Annotated in this window: 15 protein-coding genes, 1 tRNA gene and 1 pseudogene; 14 read left to right on the forward strand and 3 right to left on the reverse strand. The window is 67.8% G+C overall.

The window, feature by feature from the left end:
* From MVA01S_RS22090 to MVA01S_RS22100, 3 genes are all read left to right on the forward strand, one after another.
* A partial coding sequence (locus tag MVA01S_RS22090) for a LysR substrate-binding domain-containing protein (RefSeq protein ID WP_060941692.1) occupies positions 1–748 on the forward strand: 748 nt, incomplete at its 5' end.
* Between the two features lie 4 nt (positions 749–752).
* Positions 753–3,515 carry a DNA polymerase I gene (gene polA, locus MVA01S_RS22095; RefSeq protein ID WP_390176154.1) on the forward strand — a complete coding sequence of 921 codons (2,763 nt, stop codon included), beginning with the start codon at positions 753–755 and terminating at the stop codon, positions 3,513–3,515.
* Positions 3,516–3,571: 56 nt separating this feature from the next.
* A complete protein-coding gene (locus MVA01S_RS22100; protein WP_003931926.1) occupies positions 3,572–4,381 on the forward strand; it encodes an acyl-CoA thioesterase in 810 nt (269 codons plus the stop codon).
* Positions 4,382–4,416: 35 nt separating this feature from the next.
* On the opposite strand, the gene MVA01S_RS22105 is transcribed toward MVA01S_RS22100, so the two are convergent.
* Positions 4,417–5,601 carry a PrsW family intramembrane metalloprotease gene (locus tag MVA01S_RS22105; protein ID WP_040542168.1) on the reverse strand — a complete coding sequence of 395 codons (1,185 nt, stop codon included), beginning with the start codon at positions 5,599–5,601 and terminating at the stop codon, positions 4,417–4,419.
* A gap of 151 nt (positions 5,602–5,752) precedes the next feature.
* Between MVA01S_RS22105 and rpsA the strand changes: the two genes are divergently transcribed.
* From rpsA to coaE, 3 genes are all read left to right on the forward strand, one after another.
* Entirely contained in the window at positions 5,753–7,195 is a 1,443-nt protein-coding gene (rpsA, locus tag MVA01S_RS22110; protein WP_003931928.1) for a 30S ribosomal protein S1, read from the forward strand.
* Positions 7,196–7,311: 116 nt separating this feature from the next.
* Positions 7,312–8,538, forward strand: coding sequence for a hypothetical protein (locus tag MVA01S_RS22115; protein WP_003931929.1), 1,227 nt, complete (start codon positions 7,312–7,314; stop codon positions 8,536–8,538).
* Between the two features lie 24 nt (positions 8,539–8,562).
* A complete protein-coding gene (gene coaE / locus MVA01S_RS22120) occupies positions 8,563–9,783 on the forward strand; it encodes a dephospho-CoA kinase (RefSeq protein WP_003931930.1) in 1,221 nt (406 codons plus the stop codon).
* On the opposite strand, the gene MVA01S_RS22125 is transcribed toward coaE, so the two are convergent.
* The gene (locus MVA01S_RS22125) at positions 9,780–10,304 is read right to left on the reverse strand and encodes a hypothetical protein (protein WP_003931931.1); all 525 of its coding nucleotides are present in this window, start codon (positions 10,302–10,304) and stop codon (positions 9,780–9,782) included. The genes coaE and MVA01S_RS22125 overlap by 4 nt on opposite strands.
* A gap of 86 nt (positions 10,305–10,390) precedes the next feature.
* Positions 10,391–10,897, reverse strand: a complete 507-nt coding sequence (locus MVA01S_RS22130; protein ID WP_040542258.1) for a ribonuclease FAU-1 family protein — start codon at positions 10,895–10,897, stop codon at positions 10,391–10,393.
* Positions 10,898–10,978: 81 nt separating this feature from the next.
* On the opposite strand from MVA01S_RS22130, the gene uvrB reads away from it, so the two are divergent.
* The 8 genes and pseudogenes from uvrB to MVA01S_RS22170 form a co-directional block, all read left to right on the forward strand.
* Positions 10,979–13,138 (forward strand): excinuclease ABC subunit UvrB, encoded by a 2,160-nt coding sequence (uvrB, locus tag MVA01S_RS22135; RefSeq protein WP_003931933.1) that lies wholly within the window; start codon positions 10,979–10,981, stop codon positions 13,136–13,138.
* 38 nt (positions 13,139–13,176) lie between these two features.
* Entirely contained in the window at positions 13,177–14,589 is a 1,413-nt protein-coding gene (locus MVA01S_RS22140) for an MFS transporter (RefSeq protein WP_003931934.1), read from the forward strand.
* 48 nt (positions 14,590–14,637) lie between these two features.
* Positions 14,638–14,708: transfer RNA gene (locus MVA01S_RS22145), tRNA-Cys, on the forward strand.
* Between the two features lie 61 nt (positions 14,709–14,769).
* Positions 14,770–15,330, forward strand: a complete 561-nt coding sequence (locus MVA01S_RS22150) for a TetR/AcrR family transcriptional regulator (RefSeq protein ID WP_003931935.1) — start codon at positions 14,770–14,772, stop codon at positions 15,328–15,330.
* Positions 15,330–15,656 carry a DMT family transporter gene (locus MVA01S_RS22155; protein ID WP_040542180.1) on the forward strand — a complete coding sequence of 109 codons (327 nt, stop codon included), beginning with the start codon at positions 15,330–15,332 and terminating at the stop codon, positions 15,654–15,656. The genes MVA01S_RS22150 and MVA01S_RS22155 overlap by 1 nt, the downstream gene beginning before the upstream one ends.
* A complete protein-coding gene (locus tag MVA01S_RS22160) occupies positions 15,656–15,976 on the forward strand; it encodes a DMT family transporter (RefSeq protein ID WP_003931937.1) in 321 nt (106 codons plus the stop codon). Before MVA01S_RS22155 ends, MVA01S_RS22160 begins: the two co-directional genes overlap by 1 nt.
* Before the next feature lie 168 nt (positions 15,977–16,144).
* Positions 16,145–16,783: a cutinase family protein gene (locus tag MVA01S_RS22165; protein ID WP_051015337.1), complete on the forward strand. Its 639-nt coding sequence runs from the start codon at positions 16,145–16,147 to the stop codon at positions 16,781–16,783.
* A gap of 172 nt (positions 16,784–16,955) precedes the next feature.
* Positions 16,956–17,320: pseudogene (locus MVA01S_RS22170) on the forward strand (hypothetical protein); the annotation flags it as partial.

Below are 17,320 nucleotides of genomic sequence, written 5' to 3' on the forward strand. Positions count from 1 at the left end.
CCGGGAGGTGCGGCTGACCCACGCCGGCGCGGCCCTGCTGCCCCACGCGCGTGCGGCGCTGGCCGCGGTGCGGGCCGCCCAGGCCGCGGTCGACGAGGTCGCCGACCTGGTGCGCGGCAGCGTCGCCGTCGGCACGGTGACGCTGCACCCGGTCGACGTGGCACGGCTGATCGCCGACTTCCACGCCGACCACCCCGGCGTGGAGATCACGCTGAGCACCGACAACTCCGACGGGCTGCTGGCCGGGTTGGCCGACGGCAGCCTCGATGCCGCCATCGTGTCGATCGGTGTCGACGAGGAACCGCCGGGGGTGGACTACCAGACGATCACCGACGAACCACTGGCCGCGGCGGTGACCTCGACCCACCCTCTGGGGCGTCGTAAAACGGTGACGCTGCAACAGCTTTGCGACTTCAAGTTGATCTCGCTGCCGCGCGGGACCGGGCTGCGGTCGCGGCTGGACCAGGCGTGCGCCGATGCCGGGCTGCGGCCACGGATCGCGTTCGAAGCGACCAATCCGCAGGAGCTGGTGCAGCTGGCCCGGCACGGTCTGGGTGTCGCGCTCGTCCCGCAGTCGATGGCGGGCGGCAGCGGGCTGCACGAGGTGCGGATCACACCGCGGCTGCGGGGCCGGCTGGTGTGGGCCTGGCGGGTCGACACGGCCGGTCCTGCGGCGCGTCTGCTCAGCGAGCGGGCCCGCGCGATGATTGCGGCGACGGGCGCACCGCCTGTCGGCACGCATGCCTAGAGTGATGTCCGTGAGCCCTGCCAAGACTGCATCGGAGACCAAAGCCGGTAAACCGGAGGTCGGCGACAAGCCCACCCTGATGCTGCTGGACGGCAACTCCCTGGCCTTCCGGGCGTTCTATGCGCTTCCCGCCGAGAACTTCAAGACGCAGGGTGGGCTGACCACGAATGCGGTCTACGGCTTCACCGCCATGCTGATCAACCTGCTGCGCGATGAGCAGCCCAGCCACATCGCCGCGGCGTTCGACGTGTCCCGCCAGACGTTCCGCAAAGAGAAGTACCCGGAGTACAAGGAGGGTCGTTCTGCCACCCCGGACGAGTTCCGCGGCCAGATCGACATCACCAAAGAGGTGCTCGGTGCGCTGGGTATCACCGTGCTGGCCGAGCCCGGTTTCGAGGCCGACGACCTCATCGCGACACTCGCGACGCAGGCGGAGAACGAGGGTTACCGCGTGCTGGTGGTCACCGGGGACCGCGACTCGCTGCAACTGGTGAGCGACGACGTCACCGTGCTGTACCCGCGTAAAGGCGTCAGCGAGCTGACCCGGTTCACCCCCGAAGCGGTGGTGGAGAAGTACGGGCTGACGCCGGCCCAGTACCCGGACTTCGCGGCGCTGCGTGGCGATCCGAGCGACAACCTGCCGGGCATCCCCGGGGTGGGGGAGAAGACCGCGACCAAGTGGATCGTGGAGTACGGCTCGCTGCAGGCGCTGGTGGACAACGTCGACAAGGTCAAGGGCAAGGTCGGTGACGCGCTGCGGGCCCACCTGTCCAGCGTCGTGTTGAACCGCGAACTCACCGACCTGGTCAAGGACGTGCCGCTGGCGCAGACGCCGGACACGCTGCGCATGCAGCCGTGGGATCGCGACCAGATCCATCGGCTGTTCGACGACCTCGAGTTCCGCGTGCTGCGCGACCGCCTGTTCGACACGCTGGCCTCGACCGATCCCGAGGTGGACGAGGGCTTCGACGTCCGCGGCGAGGCGCTGCAACCGGGCACCCTGGCCGGCTGGCTCGCCGAGCACAGCCAGGGGCAACGCTTCGGTCTCGCCGTCGTCGGCAACCACCTCGCCTTCGACAGCGACGCCACCGCACTGGCCATCGTCGCCGCCGACGGCGACGGCCGCTACCTCGACCTCGCGGGCCTGGATCCCGAGGACGAGAAGGCGCTGGCGTCCTGGCTGGCCGATCCTGACGTGCCGAAGGCGCTGCACGAGGCCAAGCTCGCGATTCACGATCTGGCGGGCCGCGGATGGACCCTCGCCGGGGTGACCTCCGACACCGCGCTGGCCGCCTATCTGGTGCGGCCCGGTCAGCGCAGTTTCACCCTCGACGATCTGTCGCTGAGGTATCTCAAGCGGGAGCTGCGCGCCGACAACCCTGAGCAGCAACAGCTTTCGTTACTCGACGATGGTGAGGGCGTCGACGACCAGGCGGTGCAGACGCTGCTGCTGCGCGCCAGCGCGGTCGTCGACCTGGCCGACGCCCTCGACGAGGAGCTCGCCCGTATCGACTCCTCGGCGCTGCTGGCCAGCATGGAGCTGCCGGTGCAGCGGGTGCTCGCCGAGCTGGAGACCGTCGGCATCGCGGTCGATCTGCAGATGCTCTCCGAGCTGCAGAGTGAGTTCGCCGGCCAGATCCGGGACGCGGCCGAGGCCGCGTACTCGGTCATCGGAAAACAGATCAACCTCGGCTCGCCCAAGCAGCTGCAGGTGGTGCTGTTCGACGAGCTGGAGATGCCCAAGACCAAGCGCACCAAGACGGGCTACACCACCGATGCCGACGCGCTGCAGTCGTTGTTCGACAAGACCGGGCATCCGTTCCTGCAGCACCTGCTCGCTCACCGGGATGCGACCCGGCTGAAGGTCACGGTCGACGGCCTGCTGAATTCGGTTGCCGCAGATGGTCGTATCCACACCACGTTCAACCAGACCATCGCGGCGACGGGCCGGTTGTCGTCGACCGAACCGAACCTGCAGAACATCCCGATCCGCACCGAGGCGGGGCGGCGGATCAGGGACGCGTTCGTCGTGGAAGGTCGCCCTCCGGGCTCCGGCGGAGGCACGGCTTTCGCCGAGCTGATGACCGCCGACTACAGCCAGATCGAGATGCGGATCATGGCTCACCTGTCCAAGGACGAAGGCCTCATCGAGGCGTTCAACACCGGGGAGGACCTGCACTCTTTCGTCGCTTCCCGGGCTTTCTCGGTGCCCATCGACGAGGTCACCGCCGAGCTGCGACGCCGGGTCAAGGCGATGTCGTACGGGTTGGCCTACGGGTTGAGCGCCTACGGGCTCTCCCAGCAGCTCAAGATCTCCACCGAGGAGGCCAAGGAGCAGATGGAGCAGTACTTCGCCCGGTTCGGCGGGGTGCGCGACTACCTGCACGACGTGGTCGACCAGGCCCGCAAGGACGGCTACACCTCGACGGTGTTCGGTCGGCGCCGGTACCTGCCCGAGCTTGACAGCAGTAACCGTCAGGTCCGGGAGGCCGCCGAGCGGGCCGCGCTGAACGCGCCGATCCAGGGCAGTGCCGCCGACATCATCAAGGTCGCGATGATCAATGTCGATCAGGCCATCAAGGACGCCGGACTGTCGTCGCGGATGCTGCTGCAGGTCCACGACGAGCTGCTGTTCGAGGTGGCCGACGGCGAACACGACCAGCTCGACGCGCTGGTGCGGGAGCACATGGGCAGCGCCTATCCGCTCGACGTGCCGCTGGAGGTCTCGGTCGGCTACGGGCGCAGCTGGGATTCCGCCGCCCACTGAGCACGCCTCGACCCGATTATGTAGGGTTGCATACATAGTCGGTGAAAGGACTGCCCGTGCCCGGACACACGTTCGACGAAGCGATCGCTCTCGACACCACCGAAGCCAAGGGCGTGCTCCGCGGCCACACCAGCCCCGAATGGGCGAACATGGTCGGCCCGTTCGGCGGGGTGACCGCGGCCGCCCTGCTGCGGGCCGTACAGCTTCAGCCCGACCGGATCGGTGAGCCGGTCTCGTTGACGGTGAACTTCGCCGCGCCCGTCCTCGACGGTGCCTTCGACATCGTCGCCAAGGCCGTCCGCACCAACCGCACCAATCAGCACTGGGTCGTCGAGTTGTGGCAGGAAGGCTCGGTCCGGACCAACGCCACCGCGGTGTTCGGCACCCGCCGCGACACCTGGTCGGAGACCGAACAGGTGTGGCCGTCGGTGCCCGCCCCCGAGGACATCGCGCCGACCGGTCTGCCCGAGATCGTGGTGTGGGCAGGCAACTACGACATGCGGTACGTCGAGGGCGCCGTCCCCGGGCAGGACAGCGGCCCGGCGGAGTCGTCGACCACCACCCTGTGGGCGCGGGACAAGCAGGGCCGTGCGCTCGACTTCCCGGCCCTGACCGCGCTCAGCGACATCTTCTATCCCCGCGTGTATCTGCGCCGCGGCGGGATGTCACCGGCCGGAACCATCTCGCTGACCACGTACTTTCACACCGACGGCGACGAGCTCGCGGCGGCCGGCGGCGACTTCGCATTGTGCCGGGCGCGGGCGAACCGGTTCTCGCGCGGCTACTTCGACCAGTCGGCCGAGATCTGGAGCCGGTCAGGCGAGCTGCTGGCCACCACGCATCAGCTGGTCTACTTCAAGGACTGAGCCTTGATGGCCGAGTGCGCGGTCGGACCGCACGCTCATACCCGAGGGGCGTGGTAGGCGGCCATGCGTTGCAGCGACGGGGAGGCCGCCCGCATGGCGTGCACGGCGTAGGTGTCCTCGTAGAGCAGCGCCATCGTCCGCTGATCGCCGAACCCGCGGTCGATCCGGTCCCGGACGAACGCCAGCTCCACGACCTGATGGGCGAACCGCTTGACCGAGCGGCCCGCCTGCGGCCCGCCGAACCGGGTGGCTGTCGCCACCGCCTGCTTGCGGGTCCGCATCGAACCCAGCCACGTCGCCTCGTTCGGCGTGATGACCCCCGCGGCCACCATGCCGGGCAGTTTCTCGGCCACGATGCGCTGCTCCCGGCGCCGGCTGCTGACCGCCAGCAGGATGGCAGCCCCGAATACCGGCATCATCCAGAACACATAGGTACCGAAGTAGGCGCCGGCGCCGAGGAGCGAGGACCCGTTCCACATCGCGTGCAGCACCACCGCCGCGAGATATCCCAGCAGGATGCAGCCGGCCTTGGCCAGCGCGCTGCGCTTCTGCAGCGCGAACCACACGCCGAGCGCGAACATGGTGGTGAACAGCGAATGCGCGAACGGCCCCATCACCAGGCGAAGGGCCGCGGTGACCAGGGAGTCCGCCAGCGATTCACCGTTGGCGATGTAGAGGATGTCCTCCAGCCACGCGAAGCCGGCGCCGACCAGGCCGGCGTAGACCAGGCAGTCGGTCAGCGAGTTCATCTCGTTGCGGCGCGCCCCGGTCATCATGACCAGCAGAAACAGGCCTTTGGCCGCCTCCTCGGTCACCGGTGCACCGATGACCAGCGTGAACGGGTTGACCCCGGCTGCCGACGGATCAACCGACGGGTTGAGCCACACGTCGAGGAAGATCTGCAGGATCGCGGAGATGATCACCGCCACCGACGTGCCCCAGATGAACGCGAAGAGCAGCAGTCGCGGTGGCTCGGGCTCCCACCGGTCCAGCCACAGATAGGCCAGCACCACCACGGCCATGGCCATGCTGGACAGCACCAGTCCGATCCCGGTGCCCACCGGGTTGGCCAGCGTCAGCAGGACCACCAGCAGCCCGGCCAGCGTGCCCAGGGCGATGAGCAGGCCCAACGGCGCCCCGACGGTCCGGACGCGCCGCGCGAAGGGCGCCCCGAAGTGATGGAATCGGTGAGGCCCCCCAGGAGCGCCGCTGTACGACACGTCAGCAGGGTAGCCGGTCAGGGAAGGGGGGTTTGTCCTGCGTGTACTCCGTCGAGTAGCCTCGACACGTACCTGTGTGTTCGATTCGCCGGTGCCGCCAACAAAACATCAAATGTCCCTACGATTAAACCTGTCCGGAGCAACCCACCACATGCCAAGTCCCTCCATCACCTCGCCGCAAGTAGCCATCAACGACATTGGCTCGGCCGAGGACTTTCTCGCCGCGATCGACAAGACCATCAAGTACTTCAACGATGGCGACATCGTCGAAGGCACCATCGTCAAGGTCGACCGTGACGAGGTTCTGCTCGACATCGGTTACAAGACCGAAGGCGTCATCCCCTCCCGCGAACTCTCCATCAAGCACGACGTCGACCCGAATGAGGTCGTTTCCGTGGGCGATGAGGTCGAGGCTCTCGTCCTCACCAAGGAGGACAAGGAAGGCCGTCTGATCCTGTCCAAGAAGCGCGCTCAGTATGAGCGTGCTTGGGGCACCATCGAAGAGCTCAAGGAGAAGGACGAGGCCGTCAAGGGCACCGTCATCGAGGTCGTCAAGGGCGGCCTGATCCTCGACATCGGACTGCGCGGCTTCCTGCCTGCATCGCTGGTGGAGATGCGTCGCGTCCGCGATCTGCAGCCGTACATCGGCAAGGAGATCGAGGCCAAGATCATCGAGCTCGACAAGAACCGCAACAACGTGGTGCTCTCGCGCCGCGCGTGGCTGGAGCAGACCCAGTCCGAGGTGCGCAGCGAGTTCCTCAACCAGCTCACCAAGGGCGCCATCCGCAAGGGTGTGGTCTCCTCGATCGTCAACTTCGGCGCCTTCGTCGATCTCGGCGGTGTCGACGGCCTGGTGCACGTCTCCGAGCTGTCCTGGAAGCACATCGATCACCCGTCCGAGGTGGTTCAGGTGGGCGACGAGGTCACCGTCGAGGTGCTCGACGTCGACATGGACCGCGAGCGGGTTTCGTTGTCGCTCAAGGCGACTCAGGAAGATCCGTGGCGCCACTTCGCCCGCACCCACGCGATCGGCCAGATCGTGCCGGGCAAGGTCACCAAGCTGGTTCCGTTCGGTGCGTTCGTGCGCGTCGAGGAGGGCATCGAGGGCCTGGTGCACATCTCGGAGCTGTCCGAGCGCCACGTCGAGGTCCCGGACCAGGTGGTCCAGGTCGGCGACGACGCAATGGTCAAGGTCATCGACATCGACCTGGAGCGTCGCCGCATCTCGCTGAGCCTCAAGCAGGCCAACGAGGACTACTCCGAGGAGTTCGAGGCCTGGAAGTACGGCATGGCCGACAGCTACGACGACCAGGGCAACTACATCTTCCCCGAGGGCTTCGACGCCGACACCAACGAGTGGCTCGAAGGCTTCGAGAAGCAGCGTGACGAGTGGGAGGCCCGGTACGCCGAGGCCGAGCGCCGCCACAAGATGCACACTGCGCAGATGGAGAAGTTCGCCGCTGCCGAGGCTGCCGAGGCTGCCAAGCCGGTCTCCAACGGATCCTCGCGGTCCGAGGAGTCGAGTGGCGGCGGATCGCTCGCCAGCGACGCCCAGCTCGCCGCTCTGCGGGAGAAGCTCGCAGGCAACGCCTGACAGTTCTGATCGAAGGCCCCGGCTCCCTGTGGGAGTCGGGGCCTTCGTCATGTCCGGTGTCAGGTGCACATATCGCTTTTTGACAATGATTTTCATTAACGGGTTGGATCGTCCACATGACGACGATTCGACTGCTTCCGCTCCTGTCCGCGGCACTGCTCGGTGCGGGCTGCGCCACGCCTGTCAGCCCACCATCCGCTGACCCCGCCGCGACCGGGGCCGCGCCGTCGGCGCCGACCGAGCGGGCCGCGGCGACTCCGCGCCTGGCGCTCAGCTACGACGGCGGAGTCCTGGTGGTCGACGCCGCCACGCTGGAGCAGGTCGCCGACATCCCGGTGGAGGGCTTCGTCCGGCTCAACCCCGCATCCAACGGACGGCACGTATTCGTCTCGCAGGCCGACGGATTCGCCGTGCTGGACATGGGAACCTGGACCGACGCGCACGGCGACCACGGCCACCACTACACCGCGGAACCGGTGATGACCGACCTCCGCTTCGGTGGTGAGGAACCCGGCCACGTCGTCGCCCACGACGGCATGGTGACCCTGTTCAGCGACGGTACCGGCGCTGCCGACGTCGTCGACCCGCACGCGCTGCTCGACGGCGTCGCCGTCGCCGAAACCCGGGTCTCGACAACGCCGCACCACGGCGTCGCGGTAGCCCGTGACGACGGCACAGTCGTGGTGAGCATCGGCGACGACCGCGGCCGAACCGGTGTCAAGATCCTCGACGCCGACGACAGCGTGATCGCGGCCGATGATCGGTGCCCCGGACTGCACGGTGAGGCCGCGGCCGCCGGCGCAGTGCTGACCTTCGGCTGCGAGGACGGGCTGCTCTTCGTGCGCGGCAACGACATTCGGAAGGTCGTCAGCCCGGATCGCTACGGGCGCATCGGGAACCAGGCCGGCAGCACAGCCTCGACGGTGGTTCTCGGCGACTACAAGACCGAAGCCGACGCCGAAGTGGAACGGCCGCAACGCTTCACCCTCACCGATACCGCGACCGGAGAACTTCGGGTGGTGCCGCTGGAGGCGAGTTACAGCTTCCGTTCACTGGACCGCGGCGCCGACGGGGAGGCGGTGATCCTGGGCACCGACGGGGCGCTGCACGTGTTCGACCCGCTCAGCGCGCAGCGGATCGGCCACTTCGCCGCCGTTCCGGCATGGACCGAGCCCGCCGAATGGCAGTCCCCGATGCCCAATCTGCACGTGCAGGACGGCGTGGCCTACGTCAGCGATCCACAGGCCCGGCGGCTGGTGGCGGTCAACCTCGCAGACGGCGCCGTCCTCGCCGAGACCACGTTCGCCCGCCCGACGATCGAGCTGACTGGTGTCGAAGGCTGACCCGGCGGCTGACACACTGGGGCGGTGCTGCGCATTGGGTTGACCGGAGGAATCGGGGCAGGCAAGTCGACGGTGTCGTCGACGTTCAGCGAACTCGGGGGCATCGTCGTCGACGGCGACGTGATCGCCCGCGAGGTCGTCGAACCGGGCACGCCGGGCCTGGCCGGCCTCGTCGAGGCCTTCGGCGAGGAGATCCTGCTGCCCGACGGCGCGTTGAACCGGCCCGCGCTGGCCGCGATCGCGTTCAGTGACGAGCAGAAACGGGCCACGCTCAACGGCATCGTGCATCCCCTTGTCGGGCAACGGCGTTCGGAACTGATCGAGAGCGCCAAGGAAGCCGGGGGGAATCCGGTCGTCATCGAGGACATCCCGCTGCTGGTCGAATCGCAGATGGCGCCGTTGTTCCCGTTGGTGATCATCGTGCACGCCGACGAGGATGTGCGTGTCCGGCGGCTCATCGAGTACCGCAATTTCTCCGAGGAGGACGCCAGGGCCCGCATCGCGGCGCAGGCGAGCGAGGAGCAGCGCCGCGCGGTGGCCGACGTGTGGCTGGACAACTCGGGCAGCGCCGCGGAACTCGTGGAGAAGGCCCGCGCGCTGTGGCACGAGCGCATCCAGCCGTTCGCCGCCAACCTCGCGTCCGGCACCCCGGCACCGGCGGTGCCGCAACTGGTCCCGGCGGATCCGCAGTGGCCGGCACAGGCGGAGCGGATCCTGGCCCGGCTGCGGACAGTCTGCGGTCACCGTGCGGTCCGTGTGGACCACATCGGTTCCACCGCGGTGCCGGGCCTGGACGCCAAGGACGTCATCGACGTTCAGGTCACCGTCCCCTCGCTGGAGGTCGCCGACGAACTCGCCGACGGGCTGCACGGGGCCGGCTACGTGCGCACCGCGGTCACCTCCGATGTCGGTAAGCCCGACGGGCGCAGCACGGTGGCCGAGTTCGACCACACCGGCAGCGCCGACCTGTGGCACAAGAGGCTCTACTGCTCGGCCGACCCTGGGCGCCCGACCAACGTGCACGTGCGCGTCGACGGCTGGCCCAATCAGCAGTTCGCGCTGGTGTTTGTGGACTGGTTGACTGCCAACCCCGGCATGCAAGCCGAGTACCTGGAGCTCAAGCGGCACGTCGCCGCGCAGCACCCGCCCACCTCGGGCGCCTACGCCGAAGCCAAGGAGCCGTGGTTCCTCGACAACTACCGCAGGGCCTGGGAATGGGCCGACGCGACGGGCTGGCGGCCCTAGGACACGGCCGGTTCCGGTTCCGGCGCTGGTGGTGCCGCGGTGTCGACCGGCAGGTTCAGCGGGGCGCCGCACTGCAGCACGCCGTACAGCGGATCGTCCTTGGGCCGGAACAACCTGGGCGCGATGAACTGGTCGGCTTTGGCGACGATCTGGTCGTCGACCAGGATCTCGCAGTGCAGGTTCGACCCGTACGGCCATTCGATGGAGAGCTCCATGCCCGCCTGCGCCGGGTCGGTGAGCACCGCGTTGATCTCGAAGGTCTGACCCGGCAGCAGCGTGGGCTGCGCGCTGTTGACGTTCTCGTCGTCCATCCGGTAGGCGACCACCGCTCCCCGCGAGGTGCCGTCGGCACGCGCCCGGTAGACCACGTTGTGCAGGATCTCGGGTTCAGCCGGCGCCGGTTGGACCTCGGTACCGGGACCGGGCGGCTGAGCCGAGGCGGCCGGCGCGGCCAGCAGGGCGGCCAGAAGCGTGGCTGCCACGGCCGTCGCAGCGGTCCGCATGCGCTTGGCGGGAACCATGGGTTCAGAGACTACCGTCCGGCGCTGTCCGGACACGTGCACAGTCGTTGCCATCAGAATCAAGATCGCGGCGCCGCAGCAAACCGTTACATGTCGCGCCAGGTGACGGGCATCCCGCGCCCTGACAGCCAGTCGCCGAGGTCGTAGTCGTGGCGGGCCAGCTCTTCGACGGTGGTGACCGCGGTGCGGATCGCGCGTTCGGCCGCGTCCGGGGTCAGCAGGCGCTCGCCGAGCGCGGCGATCAACTCGTCCACGTCGGTCACCAGCACGTCGCGGCCGGTGCGCAGGACGAGGTCGACGTAGTAATCGGTGCCTTCCCAGCGGCTGGTGCCCGCCCGGTACTCGCCGATGTCGAGGTAGAAGTCCTGGTCACGTTCGTAGCCAGGATTGAAATGGAACACCGTCGCCCGCAGGTTCAGCGCCGGCAGCACCCACGATTCGAGGTAGTGGAACTGCGCCCGTCCGGGCGCCGGCCGGGCCATGTACAAACCCCACGGCCGGACGGTGTACACGTCGACCGCCCGGACGATGCCCTTGGGATCGGTGTTGGTGCCGGCGCCGACGTCGAAGATCTCGTGCTTGGGAGGATGGATGCAACCAGCATAAGTGCAGGCCGGTGACGGTGCCTTGCTGCGGGAACAGAACCTGTCGGTGTCAGGTTCTACCCTGGTGAAATGGCTTTTGCGACCGAACACCCGGTGCTCGCGCACTCGGAGTACCGCCCCGTGGACGACGTCGTCCGTTCGGGCCGGCGTTTCGAGGTGGTCAGCGAATACGAGCCCGCCGGCGATCAGCCCGCCGCGATCGACGAACTGGAACGCCGCATCCGCGCGGGGGAGAAGGACGTGGTGCTGCTCGGTGCGACCGGCACCGGCAAGTCGGCCACCACGGCCTGGCTCATCGAGCGGCTGCAGCGCCCCACCCTGGTGATGGCGCCGAACAAGACATTGGCCGCGCAGCTGGCCAATGAGCTGCGGGAGATGTTGCCCAACAACGCCGTCGAGTACTTCGTCTCCTATTACGACTACTACCAACCCGAGGCGTACATCGCCCAGACCGACACCTACATCGAGAAGGACAGCTCGATCAACGACGATGTGGAGCGGCTTCGCCACTCGGCGACGTCGAACCTGCTGTCGCGCCGGGATGTGGTGGTGGTCGCGTCGGTCTCCTGCATCTACGGCCTCGGCACCCCGCAGTCATACCTGGACCGCTCCGTCGAGCTCCAGGTCGGCGACGAGGTGCCCCGCGATGCGCTGCTGCGACTGCTCGTCGACGTCCAGTACACCCGCAACGACATGTCGTTCACCCGCGGCTCGTTCCGGGTCCGCGGCGACACCGTCGAGATCATCCCGTCCTATGAAGAGCTGGCGGTGCGCATCGAGTTCTTCGGTGACGAGATCGAGGAGTTGTACTACCTGCACCCGCTGACCGGCGACATCGTGCGCAAGGTCGACTCGCTGCGGATCTTCCCGGCCACCCACTACGTCGCCGGGCCCGAACGGATGGCGCAGGCGATCACCAGCATCGAACGGGAACTGGAGGAACGGCTGGCCGAGCTGGAGGGCCAGGGCAAGCTGCTGGAAGCTCAGCGGCTGCGGATGCGCACCAACTACGACATCGAGATGATGCGCCAGGTCGGGTTCTGTTCGGGCATCGAGAACTACTCGCGGCACATCGACGGCCGTGGCCCCGGCACCGCGCCGGCGACGTTGATCGACTATTTCCCGGAGGACTTCCTGCTCGTCATCGACGAGTCGCACGTCACCGTGCCGCAGATCGGCGGCATGTACGAGGGTGACATGTCCCGTAAGCGCAATCTCGTCGACTTCGGTTTCCGGTTGCCCTCGGCGGTGGACAACCGGCCGTTGACCTGGGAGGAGTTCGCCGACCGGATCGGCCAGACGGTGTACCTGTCGGCGACGCCGGGCGCTTACGAGCTGAGCCAGGCCGGCGGCGAGTTCGTCGAGCAGGTCATCCGCCCGACCGGTCTCGTCGACCCGCAGGTGGTGGTCAAACCGACCAAGGGCCAGATCGACGACCTGATCGGCGAGATCCGCAAGCGCACCGAACGCGACGAGCGCGTGCTGGTCACCACGCTGACCAAGAAGATGGCCGAGGACCTGACCGACTATCTGCTGGAGATGGGGATCCGGGTCCGCTATCTGCACTCCGAAGTCGACACCCTGCGCCGGGTCGAGCTGCTCCGTCAGCTGCGGCTGGGGGAGTATGACGTCCTGATCGGCATCAACCTGTTGCGTGAGGGTCTGGACCTTCCCGAGGTGTCGCTGGTGGCGATCCTCGACGCCGACAAGGAAGGGTTCCTGCGTTCGCCGCGCAGCCTGATCCAGACCATCGGCCGCGCTGCGCGAAACGTGTCCGGCGAGGTGCACATGTACGCCGACAAGATGACGGACTCGATGAAGCAGGCCATCGACGAGACCGAGCGTCGCCGCGCGAAGCAGATCGCCTACAACAAAGAGCACGGCATCGACCCGCAACCGTTGCGCAAGAAGATCGCCGACATTCTCGACCAGGTGTACCGGGAGGCCGACGACACCGAAGCGGTCGAGGTCGGAGGCTCCGGCCGCAACGCATCACGCGGTCGGCGGGCGCAGGGGGAGCCGGGCCGTGCGGTCAGTGCGGGCGTGTTCGAGGGCAGAGACACCTCCAACATGCCGCGCGCCGAATTGGCCGACCTGATCAAGGATCTGACCGCGCAGATGATGACGGCGGCGCGCGACCTGCAGTTCGAACTGGCGGCACGGATCCGCGACGAGATCGCCGACCTGAAGAAGGAACTGCGCGGCATGGACGCCGCCGGCCTGAAGTGACTTGAGCTCAACCGCTGTTGAGGTCCTAAGTTCAGGACGTGACCGAAACCGGTAGTGAGACCGTCGCCGCCGGCGGATGGGGTGAACTCCTCGGCCCGCGCAATCTCGGGGCCGCGACCGTACTCGCCGGCGGAGTCGCGCTCTACGCCACCAACGAATTCCTGACGATCAGCCTGATGCCCAGCGCCGTCGGCGACATCGGCGGTCACCGCTTCTACGCGTGGGTGACGACGGTGTACCTGGTCGGCTCGGTGGCGGCCGCCACCACCGTGCGTCCGGTGCTGCTGCGCCTGGGCCCGCGGTTGGCCTACCTGTCGGGCTTGACGGTGTTCGGGCTCGGCAGCCTCGGGTGCGCGGCGGCGCCCAACATGGAGCTGCTGCTTGTCGGGCGCACCGCGCAGGGCGCGGCGGGCGGCCTGCTGGCAGGCCTCGGCTATGCGGTGATCAACACCGCGCTGCCCAGCCGGTTGTGGACCAAAGCGTCCGCGCTGGTATCGGCGATGTGGGGCGTCGGCACCCTGGTCGGCCCGGCCGCGGGTGGACTGTTTGCCCAATATGGTTCGTGGCGTTGGGCTTTCGTGGTGCTGGTGGTGATGGCCGCCGCGATGTCGGCGCTGGTGCCGATCGCACTGCCCGGCCGGGCCGAGGGTCACGTACCCGATGGGTCGCAGCGGTTCCGCGTGCCGGTCTGGTCGCTGCTGCTGCTCGGTGCCGCCGCATTATCGGTCAGTGTCGCCGGGGTGGCTCGCGACGGCCGGGTCACCGCCGCACTGGTGGCAGCCGGTTTCGGGCTGGTGTTCCTGTTCTTGGTCGTCGACCGCAGGGTGGGCGTTGCGGTGTTGCCGCCCAGCGTGTTCGGGCCCGGTCCGCTGAAGTGGATCTATCTGACGCTAGGCGTCCTGATGTCCGCGACGATGGTGGACCTGTACGTACCGCTGTTCGGCCAGCGGCTGGCGCACCTGACTCCGGTGGCGGCCGGTTTCCTCGGGGCGGGACTCGCGATCGGGTGGACCGTCAGCGAGATCAGCAGTGCGTCTCTTGCTCGGCAGTCGGTGATCGCACGGACGGTGGCGATCGCGCCGCTGGTGATGGCCACGGGACTGACCGTCGGTGCGCTGGCGCAGCGCGACGGTGCCGGTCCGGTCCTGGTGGCGCTGTGGGCGGTGGGTCTGGTTGTCAGCGGTGCCGGGGTGGGCATGGCCTGGCCGCACCTGTCGGCGTGGGCGATGAGCAAGGTCGACGACCCGGCCGAGGGGCCCGCGGCGGCGGCCGCGATCAACACCGTGCAGGTGATCTCGGCGGCGTTCGGTGCCGCACTGGCCGGTGTCGTCGTCAACGTCGCCGGCGACGGGGACGTGATCGCGGCGCGCTGGCTGTTCGGGTCGTTCGCGGTGATCGCCGCGCTCGCGACGGTGGCCTCGACCAGAAGCGGCCGGTCACGATCACGCTGATCGGAACCCTTCACCCGATCGCGGTGCGCTGGCACTCTCGGTGTCAGTGCGGGTGTGGCCGAGTGGCTAGGCACCGGCCTGCAAAGCCGTTTACACGGGTTCGAATCCCGTCACTCGCTCGCACAGGTGCTCGCGCGGCACCGCCGCGTTACTTTACCAACCGGACGGTAAAGTAACGCGGTGACTTCGACCTTTCCGGTGCGCGGGCGCCCGTCGTCGATGACGAGCATCCTCGACGCCGCCCTGCACCTGCTCGACGCGGGTATCCCGGTCTCCTTCGACTCGGTGGCCCAACAGTGCGGGCTGACCAAACCTGGACTGCTGTACCACTTTCCGACTAAGTCGGCGCTGATGGAAGCGTTGGTCGACCACATCGTGGACGCGCAGGTACAAGGCATGTCCCGCGAACTCGACATCCCGTTGGAATCGGCCTCACCGCAGCAGCGACTCGGCGCTTACGTGCGGTGGGCCCTGCAGACTCGTCATCGGCGGTCAGATCTGGTGATGCTGAGCGACCCCAGGACCGCCGACCGCATGGTCGCGCGGTGGACCGAACGCTTTCAGCCCTGGGTCGAGGTCCCCGCCGACCTCCCGCCGGCCGAACGGGCCCGGCTGCAGGCCGCCCGATTGCTCGCCGACGGCGTGTGGCTCGCGGACTCGTCGGCCACCTTCCCCCTCACCGACGACGAACGGCCGCAGGTGCTCGCGGTGGCGCTCGAGCTGCTGGGGGAGCAGGCCTGATGGCGTGGGTGTATCTAATGCTGGCCATCGTGTGCGAGGTGTCGGCGACATTGTCCCTCAAGGGATCTGCGACGACGCCGGCGCTGTACGTCGTCGTCGTGCTCGGTTACCTGGTGTCCTTCGTGCTACTGGCCCTGGTCCTCAAACGGGGGATGGGGCTGGGAGTGGCGTATGCGATTTGGGGTGCCGCGGGGGTGGCGGCGACCGCGGTGCTGTCGGCGGTGATCTTCGGTGAGACGCTGACCGCCGTGATGGGCGTCGGCCTGCTCTGCATCATCGGCGGCGTGGTGCTCGTCGAGAGCGGCTCCCGCGCGGGCGCCGAATGATGCAGTACCTGTTGCTGGTCGTCGCGATCGGATGTGAGGTCACGGGCACGCTCGCGCTGCGGGTCGCGGCCAGGGGGAGGCCGGCGTTCTACGGCATCGTGGCCGTCGGTTACCTCCTGGCCTTCACGCTGCTGTGGTGGTCGCTGCGGTTCGGGATGCCGCTCGGCGTCGCGTACGGCATCTGGGCGGCGGCCGGCGTCGCCTTGACGGCCCTGGCATCCCGGTGGCTGTTCGGCGAGCCGCTGACACGCCGGATGCTCGCCGGCATCGCGTTGATAGCTGTCGGTGTGATGGTGGTCGAGGTCGGTACCGGTCACTGACGGGGCGAAGCAGATTATCCGGATGACGACCCGATTACACTTTTTGTCGCGACACAGAATGGCAACTGTTCGATCACCGTTGCGTCGCAGCATGGTTCATCTTTGCTAGAACTGTGTCAGCGTTATGGCGTGCTCGCACGCCAGGTGGTCCGTTCGCTCTGCGCTGCGGTGGTGACGGCCTTGGCTCTGTCGTTGTCCACCGCGGCTGCTCCCGTTGCTGGGGCGGTGTCGTGCCCGGACGTCGAGGTGATATTTGCGCGAGGGACGAGTGACAAGCAGGGGTTCGGTCCGGTCGGCAGAGCGTTCGTCGACGCGGTCAAGAAGAAGCTCCCCGGCAAGAAGGTCTCGGCGTACGCGGTCAACTACCCGGCGAGCTGGAACTTCCCGAAGTCGACTTCGGCCGGTGCGGTGGATGCCAACAAGCATGTGCAGTACATCGCGGGGATGTGCCCCAGGACCAAGATCGTGCTGGGTGGGATGTCCCAGGGCGCAGGCGTGATAGACCTGATCACCATCGGCAATCGCCGGATCTGGTTCTTCACCCCCGCCCCACTGCCCGACGCGATGGTCAACCACGTCGCCGCGGTCGCGGTGTTCGCCAATCCGTCGCGCGACCAGCCGTCGCTCGGACCGCTGACGAAGATCAGCCCCCTGTACGGACACAAGACCATCGACCTCTGCGCCGACGGAGACCCGTACTGCTCACGCGGGCAGAACTATTTTGCCCACTGGTCCTACCCGTGGAACGGGATGGTCGACGAGGCAGCCACTTTCGTCGCGAATCGCGTGCTCGGCCGCCAGCCGTGAGCGAATTTGCCCTGTTTGCAATGATTCTGGGACGAATCGACGAGATGTCACCGCCGGACTTCTGCCCGGTATCGGTTCGGTAACCGCCTCGTCGTCGGACCCTGCCACACGCTAGGTTCTCCCGGCAGGGGGCACCGTTGAGATTTCAAGGAAAGACATTTCAAACAAGACGATGTCACCCAGGATCAACCGAATCGGTGTCGCCGTGCTGGCCGTGGGCGTGGCGTGGCCGCTCGTGACCTACCGCGCACCGGCCGCGGCTCAACCCAGTCCCGGCGTGCCGTGTCTGGAGATGGTGCAGCAGCTGGCCGCTGAACCGCCGAATGTCCTCGAAACGCTCGACACCGCCACCGATGCGTTGTCCGGCATGGTGGCCGAGGAACCGCCGCAGCTACCGGCGATTCCGGTCGCCGACGTGATGCACGGCGTCTCGGCGCTGGCAGCTCCCGGTCCGGCGGCGCCCCCTGTCGAGGCCGCGCCGCTGGTCCATGCAGCCGCGCCCGTCGCCGCCGCGCCGCCGGGTCCCGTTGTCGCACC

Source organism: Mycolicibacterium vaccae NBRC 14118 = CIP 105934, assembly GCF_001552715.1.
GTDB classification, from domain to species: domain Bacteria; phylum Actinomycetota; class Actinomycetes; order Mycobacteriales; family Mycobacteriaceae; genus Mycobacterium; species Mycobacterium vaccae.